A 19,634-nucleotide genomic window follows, 5' to 3' on the forward strand; every position below is an offset into this window, starting at 1 on the left:
GCGGGTCAGCCGTTGAGGATGGCCTCGATGTCGGCGTCGAGCTCCTCCGCGAGCGACGGGATGTCGCCGCCGCTCGCGATCTGGACGAAGAAGTCCTGCAGCAGCTGCGCGGCCTCGACATCGGCCCACTTGGGCGAGGCCGGGGTGAGCTTCGCGTTCGCCGCGGCCTCCGCGATCACGGCGGCGAGCTCAGGCGTCGCGGCCGCGACATCGCCCCCGAGGGACTGCAGAGCCGGCACGAGGCCCGCCTCCGCGAGGATCGACTGGTACTCCTCGCTGAGCATGATCCGCAGCGCGCTCTTCGCGAGCTCCTGGTTGTCGGAGGCCGCGGGGATCGCGATGTTCGACCCGCCCGCGAAGACCTGGGCCGCTCCGCCGTCCTTGCCGGGCAGCGCGAACGAGCCGAGGGAGTCCGCGAGCGCCGTCTCCGCCTGATCCTCGTCGGCCACGATCGACCAGTAGGCCCAGCTCGGCGCCGACAGCATGGCGGCCTGCTCCTCGCGGAACGGCACCCAGGCGTCGGTCTCGTCGCCGTCCTTCGGCGCCTGCGACGTCGCCATGAGCGCCTGCACCTGCTCGAGGCCCGCGATGGACTCGGGGCTCGAGAGCTGCGCGTCCCACTGCTCCCCCTCGAGCACGGCGATCTCGCCGCCGTTCTCCCAGATGAACGGGAGCGCGTTGTACCAGTCCTTTCCGGGGTACCAGACGCCCGAGACGCCCGTCGTCTCGGCGAGCCGCTCAGCCGCCGCGACGTACTCGTCGAGCGTGGTCGGCACCTCGATGCCCGCCTCCTCGAACATGGACGTGTTGTAGAAGACGACGCGCGAGCCCGAGTAGTACGGCGCCGCGTAGAACGCGCCGTCGAACGAGCCGGCCTCGACGAAGCCGGGCAGCAGGTCGTCGCCGCCGAGCTCCTCGTACATATCGGTGAGATCGGCGAACGCGCCGGCCGACGTGAACGCCGCGGCCTGCGTGTTGCCCATCTCGACGATGTCGGGGCTGTCGGAGCCCGACATCGCGGTGGTCAGCAGGTCGACGATGCCGGTCCACTGCTGCTCCTCGATGACGAGGGTCGCGCCCTCGTTCTCGGCCTCGAACGTCTCGACGAGGTAGTCGCGCGCCTCCTGGGGCGTGTCCTCGCCGACGAGCCAGACGCGCAGCTCCGCGCCGTCGGCTGCGCCGCCGCCGGCCGCGTCGCCGCCGGCGGCATTGCCGGAGCAGCCCGCGAGGGCGAGAGCGCCGAGGACGGCGCTCGCGCCGATGAGCTTCCTGTTCATGGGGGTTTCCTTCACTCGGATGGGTGGGGTGGGGGTCAGCGGATGCCGAGTCGGGCATCCAGGACCATGGCGAAGGCGCCGCGCAGCACGACGTCGTCGCCCTGGGCGGACAGGCGCACGCGCGCGTGCGTCGTGAAGGGCTCGAGCGTGCGCGCGCGCAGGGTCTCGACCGCCGCGTCGCGCAGCGGGCCGTCGAGGAGGTCGGCCGGCCCGGACAGGACGATGTCGTCGATGTCGAGGGTGCCGACGACGGGCGCGAGCGCGATGCCGAGCCGCTCCCCCGCGTCCCGGAGCACGCTGTCGCGGTCGCCCTCGGCGATGCGGGCCTGCAGCGCCGGCACGGCGAGCCACGCCTCGAGGCAGCCGTCGCGTCCGCATGCGCAGCGCGGGCCGCCGTCGGTGCCCACCGTGACGTGCCCGATCTCGCCGGCGGCGTCCCGGCTCCCGCGCGTCAGCTCGCCGCGCACGAGCAGCCCCGAGCCGACACCGCGGCCGATCCGCACGAGCATGAGGTCGTCGCTCGCGCCGCCGAGGGTGTACTCGGCGAGCGCGGCGGCGTTCGCGTCGTTCGCGACGACGACGGGGATGCCGAGCTCCTCGGCGAGCAGCGCCCGCAGGGGCATGCCCGCCCAGCCGACGTTCGGCGCCGTCAGCACGACGCCGTCCGACGTGATGACGCCCGGGGCGCCCACGCCGACGCCGAGAAGGCGGGAGGTCGCCTCGCGCGCCACCGCCGACGCGAGCTCGAGCACGGCCGCGCGCGCGGCGTCGGCCTCGCCGTCGGCCGGTCGCGGCACGGCGGCGCGCGCGACGACGGCGCCCGTGAGGTCGAGGAGGGCCCCGCGGTACTCGTCCGCGGCGGAGAGGTCGATCGCGACGATCTGCAGGCCCTCGCGGTCGATGTCGACGAGCGTGGCCGGCTTGCCGGGGCCCGTCCGCGTCTGCACGCCCTGCTCGACGACGACGCCCTCGCCGATGAGCTCACCCGCGAGGTCGGACGTCGTGACGCGCGTGAGGCCCGTGGCGCGCGCGAGATCCGCGCGGCTCATCGCCCCCTCGTGGAAGAGCGCCTGCAGGACGAGCGCGCGGTTGTGCGCCCGCGCGTGCTCGGGCAGCACCTTCGCGCGGACGGCGCGGCGCGGTGCGGGGACGGTCTGCGGCTCGCTCATATTTGTAAGTTGTATTTACGAATACGACGCGGCGCAAGCCCTGCGATCGATTTACGCAGGGAAGTTTACATATTCGTTACGCCACCCACACGGGAGCGCGGCTCCCTGCTACCGTCCCCTCATGCCGCTCCCGCTCATCCCCTGGCCGCGACGTGTGACGCCGGGCCCCGGGTCTGCCCTGCAGCTCGCGGCTCGGACGCGGGACGAGGCGATCGACCGCGCGCGCTCCGCCATCCGGCACGCCGACGATCCGACCATCCCGCGGGAGGGCTACGCGCTCCGCGTCGACGCGGACGGCATCGCCGTGCGCTCGAGCGACGAGGCGGGCGCCGCCTACGCCGCGGCCACGCTCGCCCAGCTCGTCGAGTGCGACGACACGGGGAGCTGGGTCATCCGCGCCGTCGAGATCGAGGATTCCCCGCGCTTCCCCTACCGCGGGGCCATGCTCGATGTCGCGCGGCACTTCCACCCCGTGCCGACCGTCGCCTGGTTCATCGACCGGCTCGCCGACCTGAAGCTCAACCACCTCCACCTCCACCTGACCGACGATCAGGGATGGCGGATCGCCCTGCGGTCACGGCCCGACCTCGTCGCACGCGGCTCCGCGACCGCGACAGGAGGCGACGCGGGCGGGTTCTACACGCAGGACGACTGGCAGGCGATCCTCGCCCACGCCGCGGCACGCCACGTGACGGTCGTGCCCGAGATCGACCTCCCCGGACACACCCACGCGGTCGGGCTCGCGCATCCCGAGCTCATGGCGCAGCCCGTCGTGAGCGACGAGGTCCGGGAGACCACGCGTCGGCTCGGCGGCGCGCTCCCCGAGCCGGGCGTCCCGTACACGGGCCTCGCGGTCGGGTTCTCCTCCCTGCGGCCGCTCGACGCCGAGGTCGACGCGTTCCTCGTCGACGTGCTCGGCGAGCTCTGCGCGATCACGCCGGGCCCGTTCGTCCACATCGGCGGAGACGAGGCCCTCGGGACGGCGCCAGAGGACTACGCGGCGCTCACCGCGCGCGCGGCGCGCATCGTCGCCGACGCCGGCAAGACGCCTATCGCGTGGCACGAGGCGGCGAGCGCTCCGCTTCCGGACGACGCGATCGGGCAGTACTGGGGCTTCCTCGTGCCGACGGACGGGCACGACGCGAAGGCGCGCGCCTTCGCCGCCCGCGGCGGCCTCATCCTCTCGCCCGCCGACGCGGTCTATCTCGACATGAAGTACGACGAGCGCACCCCGATCGGGCTCACGTGGGCCAACGGCCCCACGAGCATCGAGCGCTCGTACCGCTGGGAGCCCGACGACGTCGTGCCCGGTCTGCCCGCGCGCGCCATCCGCGGCGTGGAGGCGCCCCTGTGGACGGAGACCGTGCGCGACCGGCAGGACATCGAGCGGCTGGTCTTCCCCCGCATCGCGTCGGCCGCCGAGATCGCGTGGTCGACGGCCCGTGATCCCGAGCGGACCTGGCCGGCGTACCGCGCACGCCTCGCGGAGCTGGTGAGTCGCTGGGAGGATGACGGCATCCGGGTCGGCGCGATCGTGCCCACATCGTGATTCCGATGTGCCCTGAGGTAGGGTTCTCGCCCTTACGATGAAGATTCGGACCACGCCGTGCACATCGGCGCGCATCTGGGGGTAGAAGATGACCGATCTCGCGACCAAGCCCGCACCGGGGGCAGACGACGCCGGCGACGCCGCCGCGGCCGCTGCCGCACCCGTCGAGTGGGCGCCCGCGGAGCCCGAGCCGCGCAAGCGCCGCCTCGGCCTCTGGATCGGCATCCCCGCCGCCCTGCTGCTCGCGGGCGCGGGGGCGTGCTCGGCCATCCTCATCGCCCCCGGGGTCGAGGCCGCCGGCGCCGACATCGGCTGGCAGACCCCTGGCGCGGCCGGCGAGGCGATCGCCGCGGGCATCGCCGACACCGAGGTCACGATCACGACCGCGGCGGGCGAGGCGACCTTCACGGGCGCGGAGCTCGGCGCCTCCGTCGACGCGCAGGCGGTCGCAGAGAAGGCGTTCGGCGACCATCCGCTCTGGAACGTGGGCGCCTGGAACCCGGGCGCCGTCCCGGTCGACGTGGCGGTCGACGTCGACACCGCGCTCGCGGCCGTCGAGGCCGAGATCCCCGGCATCTTCACGGCGCCCGTCAACGCCGAGGTCACGTACGACGAGGGCGCCGGCACCTACTCCGTCGTGGACGCGAAGGCGGGCTCCGGGATCGACGTGGACGCGCTCGCGGCCGACATCTCGCGCGCGCTCAGCGCGGGCGGCGACGTCTCGGTCGAAGCGCAGGCCAGCGAGGTCGAGGCCGACATCACGACCGCCGAGGCGCAGGCCCAGGCCGAGGCCCTGAACGGGCTCATCCACGATGCGGGCTTCTACGTCGAGGACGAGAAGGTCGTCGGCATCGACCCCGCGCAGGCGGCCTCGTGGGTGCAGGTGAGCAGCGAGGGCGAGGAGATCGCCCTCTCCGTGGACCAGCAGGCGGTCGCGGCCGCCGTCGCAGACACGGTCGCCTCTCTGCCCGAGAAGGTGAACCGCGAGGTCGTGAACGAGGAGATCGTCACGAACTCCGCGGGAGACCACCTCCGCACGATCCAGGAGGGCCAGAACGGCTGGGGCCTCGAGTCGACCGACGGCATCGCGGAGAAGTTCGCCGAGCAGCTCGCCGCCGGCAACGGCGTGTACCAGCTGCCGGTCAAGGAGATCCCCTTCGAGACGACGCTCCTCCACCGCTGGATCGAGGTCGACAAGAGCGCAGGGACGACCATCCTCTACGAGAACGACAAGGTCGTCGACACCTACGCGATCGCGCTGGGCAAGCCCGGGCACGATACCCAGGAGGGCCGGTTCACGGTCTACGGGCAGCTCACCATCCAGGACATGGGCTCGTGCGACGCCGAGGGCAACTACGTGCCCGGCGGGAGCTTCGACTACTGCACGGCCGACGTCCCCTGGGTCACCTACTTCAACGGCGATCAGGGCTTCCACGGCACCTACTGGCACAGCAACTTCGGGTCGGGCGCGTACATGAGCCACGGCTGCGTGAACATGACGATCGCCGCCGCCGAGCGCGTGTACTACTTCGCGCAGACGGGCACCGAGGTGTGGGTGCACGCCTGATTGCGCGCTAGCCTGTCGATATGACCGAACTGCGCCTCGTCGAGCTCTCGGCCGACACCATCGTCCAGGTGAACAACCTGTCGCTCAAGCCGGGACAGGAGCAGTTCCTCGCGCCCGTCTCGTACGGCATCGCCGCCTCCGTCCTCAACCCGAAGACGACCTGGCAGCGCGTGGTGCTCGACGACTCCGACGTGGTCGGCTTCGTCAGCGCCAACTTCGACCGCGACGCCAAGCCCGAGTACTTCCAGTCGGTGCTGTGGCGCATCAACGTCGACGCCGACGACCAGGGCCGCGGCGTGGGGCGGTTCGCGGTCGAGGGTCTCCTCGACGAGGCCCGCAAGCGCGAGTTCGACCGCCTCAACGTGATCTACGAGGCGGGCGAAGGCGGCCCCGAGGCGTTCTTCCACCGTGTCGGCTTCACGCCCGTGGGCGAGACCGAGTACGGTGAAGTGATCGCAGAGATCCGCCTCTAGGCGCCCCGCGGCCCTGCCGCGGACGAACCCGAGAACCTCAGCACCGCGTCACCCGCCGCGGTGCCGACACCTGGCCGGCGGCGGGGCCTCGAATACCCCTCCCCCATCGAGACCCCGTCGCCCTCCTCATGAGAATCGCCCCGGACATCCGTCCGGGGCGATTCCCTTTCGCGCAGACCCGCGTCAGACGAGCGAGCCCTTCCACGCGGCATGGAGCTGCGCGAAGCGGCCCGTGCCGGCGATGAGCGCGTCGGGAGTGTCGTCCTCGACGATGCGGCCCTGCTCCATGACGAGCACGCGATCGGCGATCGCGACCGTCGACAGCCGGTGCGCGATGATGATCGCCGTCCGGTCGGCGAGCAGCGTCTGCAGCGCGTCCTGGATCATCCGCTCCGACGGGATGTCGAGAGACGCCGTCGCCTCGTCGAGGATGAGCACGGCCGGGTCGGCGAGGAAGGCGCGCGCGAACGAGATGAGCTGGCGCTGCCCGGCCGACACGCGCCCGCCGCGCTTGTTGACGTCGGTGTCGTAGCCGTCGGGGAGCGTCTCGATGAACGCGTCGGCGCCCACGGCCCGCGCCGCCTCCTTGATCTCGTCGAGCGTCGCGTCGGGCCGCCCGAGCGCGATGTTGTCGGCGACCGTGCCGCTGAAGAGGTACGCCTCCTGCGTCACCATGACGATCGCGCGGCGCAGGTCGCGCCCGTCGAGCTCGCGCAGGTCGATCCCGTCGAGCGTCACGCTGCCCGCGGTCGGGTCGTAGAAGCGCGACAGCAGCTTCGCGAGGGTCGACTTGCCGGCGCCGGTCGTCCCGACGAGGGCGACGGTCTGGCCGGCGGGGATGTCGAGGTCGAACGAGGGCAGGATGGTCCGCCCGCTCGCGTAGCCGAACGTCACGCGGTCGAAGCGGAGGTGTCCCCGCGCCTCCTCGAGTCGGACCGGACGCACCGGGTCGGGCACCGTCAGCTCCTCCTCCAGCACGCCCGATACCTTCTCAAGCGCCGCGGATGCCGCCTGGAACGAGTTCAGGAACATCGCGACCTCCTGCAGCGGGCTGAAGAAGTTGCGCACGTAGAGCACCGCGCTCAGCAGCAGGCCCGCCGTGAACTCGCCGGTCGTCACGCGCACTCCGCCCCACAGGACGACCGCGCCGATGGCGCACGCCGAGATCGCCATGAGCCCGGGCTCGAACGTGCCGAACAGGCGGATCGAGCGCATGTTGACCTCGCGGTACTCCTTCGCGAGGCCGCCGAACTCCACCTCGTTGCGCGGCTCGGTGCGGAAGGCCTTGCCGGCCCGGATGCCGGTCATCGTCTCGACGAACTTGACGATGAGCTTCGCGCTGACGACCCGCGAGACGCGGTACGCGCGCTGGGAGTTCACGTAGAACCAGCGCATGAGCAGCGCGAGCGGGACGAATGCCGCGACGAGCACGAGCGACGATCGCCAGTCGACGAGCGCGAGGGCGATGAAGGTGAACGCTCCGTAGAGGACGCCGTGCACGAGCTGGTTGAGCCCGCCGTTCAGCAGCTCGCGGATCGTGTCGAGATCGCTCGTCTGCCGGGAGATGATGCGGCCCGACGTGTAGGTCTCGTGGAACTCGAGGCTCAGGCGCTGGGTGTGCCGGAAGACGCGCGTGCGCAGGTCGAGCAGCACGTTCTGCGTCACCCGGGCGGCGAGCATGTCGTACCAGGCGAGCAGCGCCGCCCCGCCGAGCGCCGTGACGATGTAGGCCGTGCCGACGAACCACGCCGGGCCCCAGTCGGCGCGGTCCAGCACGGCGGGCAGCGCGCTGTCGATGCCGAGGCCGATGAGCGCGGGCCCGAGCACGCGCACACCGGTCTGCGCGACGACGACCGACGCGACGAGCACGACCTGCCACTTCAGCGGCGCGAGCAGCGACAGGAGGAGCCGCCACGAGCGCCGACGGATCGCGCGGTTCTCCTCGCGCGTGAACTCGGAGCGGTCCTCTCCCGCTGTGCCGTGGACCGTGCTGCTCATCGGAGCGCCCCCTCGTCGTTCTGGTCGTGCTCGCCCGCGGCGCCCCCGACGATCGGGATGGCGCCGGTGACGACGTCGAATCCGTGCTCGGGATCCATGCGCCGCGCGCTGTCCTCCGAGTCCTCCTTCTCGAAGCTCGAGATGACGCTGCGGTAGTGCGCGGACGTCGCCATGAGCTCGGTGTGGGCGCCGACCGCGGTGATGCGCCCGCCCTCGAGCAGGGCGACGCGGTCGGCGAGCGCGACCGTCGACGGACGGTGCGCGACGATGAGCGCCGTCGTGCCCTGGAGCACACGGCGCAGGCCCACCTGCACGCGCTCCTCCGTGTCGACGTCGAGCGCCGACAGCGGGTCGTCCATGACGATGACGGTCGGGCGCGCGGCGACGGCGCGCGCGAGCGCGAGGCGCTGCCGCTGGCCGCCCGACAGGCTCATGCCCTCCTCGCCGATCATCGTCTCGGCCCCCTCTGGCAGGTGCGCCACGAACTCCGCCTGCGCGACGTCGAGCGCCTCCTGGAGAACGCGGTCGGCCTCGGGCGAGTGGATGTCGAGGTCGTCGCGCCCGAGGAGGACGTTCTCGCGCACCGATGCCGAGAAGAGCGTCGCGTCTTCGAACGCGGTCGCGATGTGCGTGCGCAGCTCGACGAGCGAGAGGTCGCGCACATCGACGCCGTCGAGCGTGACCCGGCCGCCGGTGACGTCGTAGAGCCGCGTCGGCAGCGTCGTGAGCGTCGTCTTCCCCGAGCCGGTGAGCCCGACGAGCGCCATGGTCTCCCCCGGCCGCAGCGCGAGGTCGATGCCGTTCAGCAGGTCGGGCTCGTCGGCCCCCGCGTCCTGGTAGCGGAAGTGCGCGTCCTCGAACACGAGGGCGCCCTGGGGGTCGGCGAGAGTCGCCGGCGCCTCGGGATCGGCGATCGTGTCGACCGCGTCGAACACCTCGAACACGCGATCCGCCGCGGTGCGCGCGTCGAGGAGGAACGAGAAGAGGAAGCCGATCGACTCGAGCGGCCAGCGCAGCACGGTCGCCATCGCGAAGTACGCGAACAGCTGCGAGACCGAGATCTGATCCGTCGAGGCCAGCCAGATGCCGAGCACGAGCGAGATCGCGAAGGCGAGCTCGGGCGCCGCGACGAGCCAGAAGTCGATGCGCGCGATCGCCCCGGCCTTGCGCATCTCGGTCTCGCGGAGGTTCTCCGCCTGGCGCGTGAAGCGGCGCAGGGCGTGCGGACCGCGGCCGAAGGCCTTGAGCACGCGGATGCCGTGCACGCTTTCCTCAACACTCGTGGCGAGGTCGCCCTGCTGGTCCTGGCTCTGCCGGCTGAGCACGCCGTAGGTCTGCTCGAACCGGAACCCCTGGTACCACACCGGCACCCCCGACGCGATGAACACGACCGCGAGCGCCCAGTGCCACTGGAACAGCAGCACGGCGCCGATGAGGATGGTGAGGACGTTCACGACGAGCATGACGAGGCCGAACGCCATCCAGCGTCGGATGAGGCCGATGTCCTGCATCATGCGGCTCAGGAGCTGGCCGCCCTGCCAGCGGTCGTGGAACTCGACGGGGAGACGCTGGAGGCGGTTGTAGAAGCGCGTGCGGATGTCGTACTCGACGCTCGTGGCCGGGCCGAGGATGAACCACCGACGCAGCCACACCATCGCGGCCTCGGCGAGGCCGAGCGCGAGCACGGCGGCGGCGCCCCAGACGATCGCGGAGACGACGCCGGAGGCGATCGGGCCGCCGACGACCCACTCGAGCACGATCGGGATGAGCAGAGCCAGCACCGCCGCGGTGAGCGCGCTGAGCCCGCCGAGCACGAGGCGCGGGAGAACCGGCTTCGCGAACGGGAGGAGACGGAGGAGGGAGCGGAGGGTCGACGGATTCTGGGGAGATGTGGTGGGGCGAGACATGATCCTCGAGGGGCCCGCGGGAGAGCGGGCCGGGAGATGGCTTTCCGACCACCCGAGCGGGGGTCAGCCTTTCAGCCTATCCACACCTCGGCCTTCAGGAAAGGGATTTCGCGCCTTCCCCGCCAAATCGATCGGAACCGATCGCGACGGGGCGCGCGGTGTTGCTCCATGCACTCCAGGACCCCGCGAAGAGGCGCGGCGCGAAGCCCGCGACCGTGAGCGCGACGAAGGCGTGCGAGGCCGTGACCCCCGAGCCGCAGTACACGCCGACGGGCTGATCAGGCCGCGCGCCGACGGCCTCGAACCGCGCGCGCAGTGCGTCGGGAGGCAGGAGACGCCCGCTCTCGTCGACCGTGTCGCCCGCGAACAGGTTCCGCGCGCCCGGCACGTGCCCCGCGCGCGGATCGATCGGCTCGACCTCGCCCCGGTAGCGCTCGGGCGCGCGCACGTCGATGAGCACGCCATCGCGCGCGAGCACGGCGGCCGCATCGATCGAGAGCTGCGGCAGCCGCCCCGCTGTGAGCGTGATCGAGCCGGGCGCGGGCACGACGTCGCCGCGCTCGAGCGCGTGACCCGACGCGACCCAGCCGCGCAGGGCGCCGTCGAGGATCCGCACGTCCTGCACGCCCGCGTCGGTCAGCAGCCACCACGCACGCGCCGCGGACAGCGACTTGAGATCGTCGTACACGACGACCGTGTCGCCGTCGTCCAGCCCCCAGCGTCGGGCGGCCCGCTCGAGTGCGGGGGTGTCGGGCAGAGGGTGGCGTCCGTCCGACGCCGCCCCGTGCCCCGACAGCTCGCTCTCGAGATCGACGTAGACCGCGCCGGGGATGTGCCCCTCGAGGTACTCGGGGCGACCGTCCGGCCGGTCGAGGCGCCAGCGCACATCGAGGATGCGGACGCGCTCGTCGCGCGCGGTCAGCTCGGCCAGCTCGTCGGGGGTGATGAGGATCTCGGAGCCCATGACCGCCACGCTACGCGGCGCCCCCGACGCCCGTCACGGCACGGGTAACGCTTCGACATCGGCTGCGGGTGCGCCCGCAGCCGCGCCCGCGCGCTCGCGCGCGAGGAGTGACCGCTTGACGTCGACGCCCCACGCGAAGCCGCCCAGGGAGCCGTCGCCGCGGAGCACCCGGTGACACGGGACGAACAGCGCGGGGGCGTTGCGCGCGCAGATCGACGCGGCGGCCCGCACGGCGCGCGGCGAGCCGAGCGCCGTGGCGAAGCCCGTGTACGTGAGCGGCTCCCCGGGCGCGATGTCGCGCAGCGCCGCCCAGCCCGCCTGCTGGAGCACGGTGCCCTGCTGCCGCACGGCCACCGCGCGGATGGCCGCGAGGTCGCTCTCGTAGTACGCGGCGACGGCGTCGCCTGCCGCGGTGGGCTCCTCGCGCAGCTCGGCGGGACGCAGGCGCGGGTGGATGCGCGCGAGCACGAGCGAGGCGTCCGGCGTCCAGCCCGAGGCGAGCACGGCGCCGTCGGCGTCGGCGATCAGGGTGAACGGGCCGTCGGGCGTCGCGACGGTCTGGAGGCGAGCGGTCATGACGGGGTCTCCTTGCGGGATCGGGCGGGCTGCGCGGCGAGGGCCGCGCGCCACAGGTGCATCGAGAGGTAGGAGCGCCAGGGCGCGACGCGCGCCGCCCACGCGACGAGCTCGCGCGGTGCGGCGGGCAGTCCCGCGGCGGCCGCACCCGCGCGGAGCGCGACGTCGCCGGGCAGGATGATGTCGGAGTCGGCGAGCACGCGCATCCGCACGTAGTCGGCCGTCCACTCCCCCACGCCCCGCAGCGCGAGGAGGCGCTCCCGCTGGGCGTGGGCGTCATCGCCCGCGCTGAGGGCGAGGCCGCCCGACGCGAGCGCGGCAGCCGCCTCGGTGATCGCGCGGATGCGGGCCGCGGGGCCGCGGAGCACGTCGGCTCCGCGCTCCGCGATCGTCGCCATCCGCGGGAAGAGACGCCGCCGCTCCCCCGCGATCTCGACGTCCTCGCCGAGCGCCTCGACGAGACGCGTGAGATGGGTGCGCGCGGCCGACACGGAGATCTGCTGGCCGACCATCGCGCGGATGAGCATCTCGTGCGGGTCGGCGGCACCCGGCAGGCGGATGCCCGGCGTCGCCGCCACGAGCCCCGCGAGCTCGGGGTGCGCACCGAGCGCCGCGTCGATCGCGAGCGGGTCCGCGTCGAGGTCGAACAGACGCCGCACGCGGGCGACGAGCGTCGCGAGGTCCGCGAGGCTCTGCAGCTGCGCGTCGAGCCGCAGGCGCCCGTCGAGGCGCAGCCGAAACCATCCGGCCCCGGCGGGCAGGCGCACGGTGCGCGCGAACGACGCCTCGTCGCCGGCCTCGACGCCGGGGAGCGCGCGCACGGACATCCACGCGAACAGCCCGGCGTGGTCGAAGGGCTCGCGGACCGGCAGGGCGAGCGAGATGCCGGCCGAGGCCGTGCGACCGCGCCGCGTCGCGCGCAGCTCGGTCGGCGTCAGCCCGAACACCTCGCGCACGGTCTCGTTGAACTGGCGCACGCTCGCGAACCCCGCGGAGAAGGCGACGTCGGCGGCCGGCAGATCGGTGCCGACGAGCAGCAGCCGCGCGGTGTGGGCGCGCTGGGCGCGTGCGAGCGCGAGCGGGCCGGCGCCCAGCTCGTCGGCGAGCAGCCGCGACAGGTGGCGCGACGAGTACCCGAGCCGCCCCGCGAGGCCCGTGACGCCCTCGCGCTCGACGACGCCGTCGGCGATGAGGCGCATGGCGCGCGCCACGACGTCGCCCCGCAGATTCCAGTCCGGCGATCCGGGCGCCGCCTCCGGGAGGCAGCGCTTGCACGCGCGGTAGCCGGCCTCGTGCGCGGCGGCGCTCGTCGCGAAGAAGGTGACGTTCGCCGGCTTCGGCGTCCGCGCGGGGCAGCTCGGCCGGCAGTAGATCCCGGTCGAGCGGACGGCGGTGACGAACTGGCCGTCGAAGCGGGTGTCGCGCGACGAGATCGCGCGGTACCGCTCGTCGAAGGTCATGCTCGTCGTCATGGCTCCAGCCTGTCACGCTCCGAGGGCGCGGGCTGGCGGTTTTCGGACACGGCGGTGGGGACGGCGAGAACGGCGCGAGCCGACCTCGGGATGGTGCCGAGGTCGGCTCGCTAGGGCCGGAAGCCGCGTGTCAGTGGAAGAAGTGACGCTCGCCGGTGAAGAACATCGTCACGCCGTTGGCGCGGGCGAGCTCGATCGTCTCGTCGTCGCGCACCGAGCCTCCGGGCTGGATGATCGCGCGCACACCCGCGTTGATGAGCACCTCGGGTCCGTCCGAGAACGGGAAGAACGCGTCCGACGCGGCGATCGATCCCGCCGCGCGCCCGCCCGCGCGCTCGACGGCGAGCTTGCACGAGTCCACCCGGTTGACCTGGCCCATGCCCACGCCGACAGTCGCGGCGTCCTTGGCGAGCACGATCGCGTTCGACTTCACGGCGCGGCACGTCTTCCACGCGAAGATGAAGTCGCTCATCTCCTCGTCGGACGGGCGCTCGCCCGACACGAGCTGCCAGCTCTGCGCGACGGACTGGATGTCGTCGGGGAACCGGTCGGAGTCCTGCAGGAGCAGGCCGCCCGAGACGAGGCGCACGTCCATCGTCTCCTGGCGCCAGTCGGCGGGCAGCTTGAGGAGGCGCAGGTTCTTCTTCGTCTTGAACACCTCGAGCGCGGCGGGCTCGAAGTCGGGGGCGACGATGACCTCCGTGAAGATGTCGCGGAGGTTCTCGGCCATCTTGAGCGTGACCGGTCGGTTCGCGGCGATGACGCCACCGAAGGCCGAGAGCGGGTCGCACTCGTGCGCGCGCAGGTGGGCGCTCGCGATCGGGTCGAGCGCGTTCGGCGCCGACAGCGCGATGCCGCACGGGTTCGCGTGCTTGATGATCGCGACCGCGGGGTTCACGTAGTCGTAGGCGGCGCGGAGGGCGGCGTCGGCGTCGACGTAGTTGTTGTACGACATCTCCTTGCCCTGGAGCTGCGTCGCCTGCGCGATCCCGTGGCCGTCCACGCGCGAGTAGATGGCGGCGCGCTGGTGGGAGTTCTCGCCGTAGCGCAGGTCGCCGAGCTTCTCGGCCTTGATCGTGAGGTGCTCCGGCAGGTCGGCGCCCTCGCCGAGCGTGCCCTCGGCGAACCACGCCGCCACAGCGGCGTCGTAGCCGGCGGTGTGCGCGAAGGCGCGCGCCGCGAGCTCCCGGCGCTGGCCGAGCGTCGTGCCGCCCGCGGCGACCGCGTCGATGATCGCCGGGTACGACTCCGGCGAGACGACGATCGCGACGTTCGCGAAGTTCTTCGCCGACGCGCGGACCATCGCGGGCCCTCCGATGTCGATCTGCTCGACGACGTCGTCGCCCGCGGCGCCCGAGCGGACGGTCTCCACGAACGGGTAGAGGTTCACCACGACGAGCTCGAACGGCGAGATGCCGAGATCGCCGAGCTGCTGCTCGTGGTGCTCGAGGCGGAGGTCGGCGAGGAGACCCGCGTGCACGCCCGGGTGCAGCGTCTTCACGCGTCCGTCGAGCGACTCGGGGAAGCCCGTCACGCTCGCGACGTCGGTCACATCGAAGCCGGCGTCGCGGATGGTCGACGCGGTCGAGCCCGTCGAGACGATCTCGACGCCCGCGGCCGCGAGCGCCTCGGCGAGCTTCAGGAGGTCGGTCTTGTCGCTGACCGACACGAGCGCGCGCCGGATCGGGACGACATCGCGGTCGCGGTAGAGCGAGTGGTCGTGGCGGGGGCCGGCCATGAGGACTCCTTGTCGGGGTTCGGGGTTCGGGTCAGCGCGAGGGGTTCTCGAGATCGATCTCGCCCGCGGCGATCCCGCGGACGACGTCGATGAGCAGGCGGCGCTCGACGGGCTTGATGCGCTCGTGCAGCGCGGCCTCGTCGTCGCCCGGGAGCACGGGCACGCGCTCCTGCGCGAGGATCGGCCCGCTGTCCACGCCGTTGTCGACGATGATGACGCTCGCCCCGGTCTCCTCGACGCCCGCGGCGAGCGCGTCGCGCACGCCGTGCGCGCCCGGGAACTCGGGGAGGAAAGCGGGGTGCGTGTTGATCATGCGCGGCGCGAACTCGTCGACGAGCGCGGAGGGCAGCAGGCGCATGAGGCCGCTCAGCACGATGAGATCCGCGCCGATGCGGCGCAGCTCCTCGGCCAGCGCGGCGCCCCAGGCCTCGCGCGACGGATGGTCGCGATACGGGACCGTGAAGGTCGGGATGCCGAACTCCTCGGCGTGGGCGAGGCCCGCCGCGTCGCGGTCGGCGCCGACGGCGACGATCCGAGCGGGGAATCCGGGTTCGCTCGCGGCTTCGAGGAGGGCGCGGAGATTCGAACCGGTGCCAGAGATGAGGACGGCGACCGAGAGCACGCGGCCAGTCTACCGGCGCGCGAGTTCGTCCCCGTCGGCGAGCACGGCCGCCCCGTCCGCCGTCCCGGCGGCATGCCCGTGCGGGCGGGGCGAGAGGAGCAGGATGGCCGCGCCGACGAGCACCTCGAGGCCCACCGCGAGGGCGACCGGACCGGGATCGGGGCCGACGGTCGCGAGCCGCCCAGGGCCGATGGATCCCGATGAGAGAGCCGCGATGCCGGCCGCCCCGGCTCCCGCGATGGCGGCGATGGCGATCGCGAGCACGACCCGAGGCGACACCGGCTCGTGCGGCGAGGGATGGTCCTCGCCCTCGGGGCGTTCGATCTCCCACTCCGCCGCGAGCGCCGAGCGCACGTGCCACCCGGCCAGCGCGCCCGCCGCGACGGGCAGGAGCGCGACGAGCAGCAGCCATCCCGAGCCCTGCTCCGGGAGGAGGCCGAGCATCGGGATGCCGGGCACGACGCCGAGCTGCGTGCCGGCCGGGGAGACCGTGGTCGCCGCGCCGACCGCGAAGCCGGGCCCCGCGATCCACGACACCGCCCAGCCGATGAGCGTCGGCAGGTACGCGACCTGCGCGAGCGCGAGGGCGGTCGCGCCGAGCGCATCGACCTGCGCCTGCTCGAAGAGGGCGACGACGGCGTCCGCGCGGACGAGCACGGCCACGACGACCGCGAGCGCGGCGGCGCCGACGACGGCAGCGAGGGCGACGGCGCCGCCGCGCACCCCGAGCGTGGGGACCTCGCGCCACTTCGACGACCATCCGTCGACCCGCTCGTGCACGAGGTCCGCGAGGCCGCCGTCACCCTCGCTCCAGCCCTCGGCCCACGCGCCGGCGGCCGCCCCGACCGCGTAGACGGCGGTCGGCAGGAGCACAGCCTGCCAGGCCTCGACGCGGGCGAGCTCGCTCCCCGAGGTCGCGAGGACGACCGCCGCGATGATCGCGGTCATCGCGATGCCCGCGAGGACGCCCACCGCTCCGGCGCCCGAGCGGACGGCGCGACGGCCGGATCGGGCCGCGAAGAACGCCGCGAAGACCGCGAACGCGAGCGGAGCGAGGGTCAGCGTGAAGGAGGACGCCTCGTCGGGCAGGCCGAGCGCGACGACGGCGTCCTCGTCGAATCCGAGCGACAGCGGGACGAGGTTGCCGAGCTGCCAGATCCGCGCCGTCGTCGGCCACAGGCCGGCCCAGTCGGCCGTCAAGCCGAACGTGAACGTCCACAGGAGCGTCAGCGGCGCGAGGACGACGGCGAGGCCGACCAGCGCCGCCACGAGCGCGTCGAACGCGGCGAGCAGGGCGATGAGGATCCGATGCATGGCGTCACGACCCTACCCGCGGGCCCCGGGAGATCCCCGGACCCGCGCCGGGGCCGCCCTACGCCGCGATCGGCTCGAGGACGAAGACCGCGATCCGGCGCTCCGTGCGCTCCTGGTACTCGGCGTACGGCGGGTACGCCGCGACGGCGCGCTCCCACCACTGGGCGTACTCGTCGCTGTCGACGTCGAGCTCGCGCGCGAGGTAGTCGCGCTTCACGGCGCCGTCCTGCAGCTCGACGTGCGGGTGCGCGGCGATGTTGAAGTACCACGCGGGCGGCTTCGGCGCCCCGCCCTTCGAGGCGACGAGCGCGTAGACGCCCTCGTGCTCGACGCGCATGAGGGCCGTCTTGTGCAGCTTCCCGCTGCGGGCGCCGACGTTCGTCACGACGACGATCGGCCAGGACGTGCCCGGCAGGACGGAGGCCTCGGCGCCGTTCGACGCCTCGTAGGCCTCGGCCTGCTGACGTGCCCATTCGGATGTGCTCGGTGCGTACTCTCCCTGAAGCGGCATGCTCCGAGCCTACGATCCCGTCGGGCCATCGGCTCCGGCCATCCGCATGCACATCCGTCCCCTCCCCTTGACACCCCGCGATCGTCCTGCCGATAGTGAGGCGTACACGGCTGGCGCTGGCATCGACGCGAGGGAGCAGGGATGTCCGGATGGGCTCGGAGGAGCAGGCGATGAAGAAGCTGATCGGCGACACCGCGGCGGTCGTCACAGATGCCCTGGTCGGCATGGAGGCGGCCCTGCCGCAGCTCCGCGTGGACCACGAGAACCGCGTCGTCCTCCGCGCGACGCCCAAGGACGCCGGCAAGGTGGCGCTCGTGTCGGGCGGCGGATCGGGACATGAGCCGCTGCACGGCGGCTACGTCGGCTACGGGATGCTCGACGCGGCGTGCGCGGGCGAGGTGTTCACCTCCCCCACCCCCGACCAGGTGCTGGCGGCCACGAGCGCGGTCGATCGCGGCGCGGGCGTGCTGCACATCGTGAAGAACTACACGGGCGACGTCATGAACTTCGAGATGGCGGCCGAGCTCGCGGAGGCGGAGGTCGCGTCCGTCCTCGTGCACGACGACGTCGCGGTGGAGGACTCGCTCTACACGGCCGGGCGCCGCGGGGTGGGCCTCACGGTGCTCCTCGAGAAGATCGTGGGCGCTGCCGCCGAGGAGGGCGCGCCCCTCGACGAGGTCGTGCGGATCGCGGAGGCGGTGTCGGCGCAGGGGCGCTCGATGGGCATGGCGCTCACGAGCTGCACGGTGCCCGCGGCGGGCAAGCCCACGTTCGACCTGCCCGACGACGAGATGGAGATCGGCATCGGCATCCACGGCGAGCCCGGGCGACGCCGCGTGAAGGTCGCGCCCGCACCGGAGATCGCCGAGATGCTCGTCGACCCGATCCTCCACGACTTCGACGCGGCGGGCGGGCCGGTGATCGCGATGCTGAACGGCATGGGCGGCTCCCCGCTTCTCGAGCTCTACCTCATGTACGGCGAGGTCGCGAAGCTGCTCGAGAAGGCCGGCGTGCGCGTCGCACGCACCCTCGTGGGCGACTACATCACGTCGCTCGACATGGCGGGGTGCTCGCTCACGCTCCTGCGCGCCGACGACGAGATGCTGCGTCTGTGGGACGCGCCCGTCGAGACGCCCGGCCTGCGCTGGGGGCGGTGATCGGATGGCGTTCGACATCGCAGCGCTCGGACGCTGGGTCGCGCTCTTCCGCGATCGCGTCTCCGACGAGCAGGAGCGGCTGACGGCGCTCGACTCCGCGATCGGCGACGCCGACCACGGTGCGAACATGGCGCGCGGCACCGCGGCGGCCGTCGCGAAGCTCGAGTCGGCGACGCCCACGACCGTCGGCGAGTTCGGGAAGGCGGTGGGGATGGCGCTCGTCTCGACCGTGGGCGGTGCGAGCGGCCCGCTGTACGGCACGTTCTTCCTGCGCTTCGGCGCGAGCGGCGGCGACGGCGCCGAGCTGGATGGCCCCGCGCTCGCCGCCGCGCTGCGCGCGGGCCTCGAGGGCGTCGTGTCGCGGGGCAAGGCGGAGCCGGGCGACAAGACGATGATCGACGCGATGACCCCGGCGGTCGACGCGTTCGAGGCGGGCGCGTCCGACCTCGTCTCCGCCGCGCGCTCGGCCGCGCAAGCCGCGCGGGCGGGAAGCGACGCGACCGAGCCGCTCGTCGCGCGCAAGGGGCGCGCGAGCTATCTCGGCGAACGCAGCGCGGGGCACCTCGACCCCGGTTCGGTCTCGACCGCGCTCCTGTTCGAGGCGCTCGCCGCGGCGGCCGAGGAGGTCACGGCATGATCGGCTTCGTCGTGGTCTCGCACAGCGTCGCCCTCGCGGAGGCGGCTGTCGCGCTCGCGAGCGAGATGGCCGGCCCCGTGGCGCCCCGGATCGCCGTCGCGGCCGGAACGGCGGAGGGCGGGATGGGCACGGATGCCGCGCTCATCGCGCGGGCGATCGAGTCGGTCGCCTCGCCCGACGGCACTCTCGTCTTCACGGACCTCGGATCGGCCATCCTCAGCGCCGAGCTCGCCTTCGATCTCGCGGGCGCCGCCGAGGGGCCGGTGCGCCTCGCTGCGGCTCCGCTCGTGGAGGGCCTCGTCGCCGCGGTGGCGCGAGCCGGCGCGGGCGGCGACCTCGTCGAGGTCGAGCGCGAGGCGCGCCGCGCCCTCGACGCCAAGCTGCGGCACCTCGGCGTGGAGGGCGAGTCCGTCCCCGCTGAGGAGAAGCCCACGGGGCGCTCGGAGTCGTTCCTGCTGACGAACGAGATCGGGCTCCATGCGCGGCCGGCGGCCGCACTCGCGGGCGCCCTGCGCGGGCTCGACGCGGTCGTCCGGATCGGCACCGCCACGAAGCCCGCCGTCGACGGGCGCAGCCTCGTCGGACTCATGGCGCTCGGCGCCCGCAAGGGCGACACGATCGACGTGACCGCCGACGGGCCCGACGCGGAGCGCGCGATCTCGGCCATCCGCGACCTCGTCGCGTCGGGCTTCGGCGAGTAGGC

General features: G+C 73.1%; 17 protein-coding genes. 6 read left to right on the forward strand and 11 right to left on the reverse strand.

The annotated features are described in order from the left end of the window. Positions 1 to 5: 5 nt before the first annotated feature. Both M1D56_RS12130 and M1D56_RS12135 read right to left on the reverse strand, forming a co-directional pair. On the reverse strand, positions 6 to 1,277 hold the full coding sequence (locus M1D56_RS12130) for an extracellular solute-binding protein (RefSeq protein WP_456283700.1): 1,272 nt from the start codon (positions 1,275 to 1,277) through the stop codon (positions 6 to 8). A gap of 35 nt (positions 1,278 to 1,312) precedes the next feature. Continuing rightward, positions 1,313 to 2,446 carry an ROK family transcriptional regulator gene (locus M1D56_RS12135; RefSeq protein ID WP_324014174.1) on the reverse strand — a complete coding sequence of 378 codons (1,134 nt, stop codon included), beginning with the start codon at positions 2,444 to 2,446 and terminating at the stop codon, positions 1,313 to 1,315. 121 nt (positions 2,447 to 2,567) lie between these two features. Here M1D56_RS12135 and M1D56_RS12140 point away from each other — a divergent pair, with 121 nt between their 5' ends. From M1D56_RS12140 to M1D56_RS12150, 3 genes are all read left to right on the forward strand, one after another. Then, positions 2,568 to 3,995, forward strand: a complete 1,428-nt coding sequence (locus tag M1D56_RS12140; protein ID WP_456283701.1) for a family 20 glycosylhydrolase — start codon at positions 2,568 to 2,570, stop codon at positions 3,993 to 3,995. Positions 3,996 to 4,083: 88 nt separating this feature from the next. Continuing rightward, positions 4,084 to 5,562 carry a L,D-transpeptidase family protein gene (locus M1D56_RS12145; RefSeq protein WP_324014172.1) on the forward strand — a complete coding sequence of 493 codons (1,479 nt, stop codon included), beginning with the start codon at positions 4,084 to 4,086 and terminating at the stop codon, positions 5,560 to 5,562. 20 nt (positions 5,563 to 5,582) lie between these two features. Then, the gene (locus tag M1D56_RS12150; protein WP_271174518.1) at positions 5,583 to 6,035 is read left to right on the forward strand and encodes a GNAT family N-acetyltransferase; all 453 of its coding nucleotides are present in this window, start codon (positions 5,583 to 5,585) and stop codon (positions 6,033 to 6,035) included. A gap of 183 nt (positions 6,036 to 6,218) precedes the next feature. Here M1D56_RS12150 and M1D56_RS12155 read toward each other — a convergent pair whose 3' ends face one another. The 9 genes from M1D56_RS12155 to M1D56_RS12195 all read right to left on the reverse strand — a co-directional run bounded on the left by M1D56_RS12155 (position 6,219) and on the right by M1D56_RS12195 (position 17,137). After that, on the reverse strand, positions 6,219 to 8,033 hold the full coding sequence (locus tag M1D56_RS12155; protein WP_271174519.1) for an ABC transporter ATP-binding protein: 1,815 nt from the start codon (positions 8,031 to 8,033) through the stop codon (positions 6,219 to 6,221). Further along, positions 8,030 to 9,940 (reverse strand): ABC transporter ATP-binding protein, encoded by a 1,911-nt coding sequence (locus M1D56_RS12160; RefSeq protein WP_456283702.1) that lies wholly within the window; start codon positions 9,938 to 9,940, stop codon positions 8,030 to 8,032. The genes M1D56_RS12155 and M1D56_RS12160 overlap by 4 nt, the downstream gene beginning before the upstream one ends. Positions 9,941 to 10,034: 94 nt before the next feature. Beyond that, entirely contained in the window at positions 10,035 to 10,904 is an 870-nt protein-coding gene (locus M1D56_RS12165) for a sulfurtransferase (RefSeq protein WP_456283703.1), read from the reverse strand. 33 nt (positions 10,905 to 10,937) lie between these two features. Next, complete coding sequence (locus M1D56_RS12170) at positions 10,938 to 11,480, reverse strand: methylated-DNA--[protein]-cysteine S-methyltransferase (protein WP_456283704.1); 543 nt, start codon at positions 11,478 to 11,480, stop codon at positions 10,938 to 10,940. Continuing rightward, positions 11,477 to 12,952, reverse strand: coding sequence for an AlkA N-terminal domain-containing protein (locus M1D56_RS12175; protein ID WP_456283705.1), 1,476 nt, complete (start codon positions 12,950 to 12,952; stop codon positions 11,477 to 11,479). Before M1D56_RS12175 ends, M1D56_RS12170 begins: the two co-directional genes overlap by 4 nt. Before the next feature lie 130 nt (positions 12,953 to 13,082). Beyond that, positions 13,083 to 14,690, reverse strand: a complete 1,608-nt coding sequence (gene purH / locus M1D56_RS12180) for a bifunctional phosphoribosylaminoimidazolecarboxamide formyltransferase/IMP cyclohydrolase (RefSeq protein ID WP_271174524.1) — start codon at positions 14,688 to 14,690, stop codon at positions 13,083 to 13,085. A 31-nt stretch (positions 14,691 to 14,721) separates the two neighbouring features. Beyond that, the gene (purN, locus tag M1D56_RS12185) at positions 14,722 to 15,312 is read right to left on the reverse strand and encodes a phosphoribosylglycinamide formyltransferase (RefSeq protein WP_271174525.1); all 591 of its coding nucleotides are present in this window, start codon (positions 15,310 to 15,312) and stop codon (positions 14,722 to 14,724) included. A gap of 9 nt (positions 15,313 to 15,321) precedes the next feature. Further along, positions 15,322 to 16,626, reverse strand: coding sequence for a cell division protein PerM (locus M1D56_RS12190; RefSeq protein WP_456283706.1), 1,305 nt, complete (start codon positions 16,624 to 16,626; stop codon positions 15,322 to 15,324). A gap of 58 nt (positions 16,627 to 16,684) precedes the next feature. After that, positions 16,685 to 17,137: a nitroreductase family deazaflavin-dependent oxidoreductase gene (locus M1D56_RS12195; protein ID WP_282980299.1), complete on the reverse strand. Its 453-nt coding sequence runs from the start codon at positions 17,135 to 17,137 to the stop codon at positions 16,685 to 16,687. A 170-nt stretch (positions 17,138 to 17,307) separates the two neighbouring features. Here M1D56_RS12195 and dhaK point away from each other — a divergent pair, with 170 nt between their 5' ends. From dhaK to dhaM, 3 genes are read left to right on the forward strand one after another with little or no spacing between them, the layout of a single operon-like run. Further along, positions 17,308 to 18,294, forward strand: coding sequence for a dihydroxyacetone kinase subunit DhaK (gene dhaK, locus M1D56_RS12200; protein ID WP_271174528.1), 987 nt, complete (start codon positions 17,308 to 17,310; stop codon positions 18,292 to 18,294). 4 nt (positions 18,295 to 18,298) lie between these two features. Further along, positions 18,299 to 18,931: a dihydroxyacetone kinase subunit DhaL gene (gene dhaL, locus M1D56_RS12205; RefSeq protein ID WP_456283707.1), complete on the forward strand. Its 633-nt coding sequence runs from the start codon at positions 18,299 to 18,301 to the stop codon at positions 18,929 to 18,931. Continuing rightward, positions 18,928 to 19,632, forward strand: coding sequence for a dihydroxyacetone kinase phosphoryl donor subunit DhaM (dhaM, locus tag M1D56_RS12210; RefSeq protein WP_421076103.1), 705 nt, complete (start codon positions 18,928 to 18,930; stop codon positions 19,630 to 19,632). The genes dhaL and dhaM overlap by 4 nt, the downstream gene beginning before the upstream one ends. The last annotated feature ends 2 nt before the right edge of the window (positions 19,633 to 19,634 follow it).

The sequence above is a fragment of the Microbacterium sp. JZ101 genome (assembly GCF_053903175.1).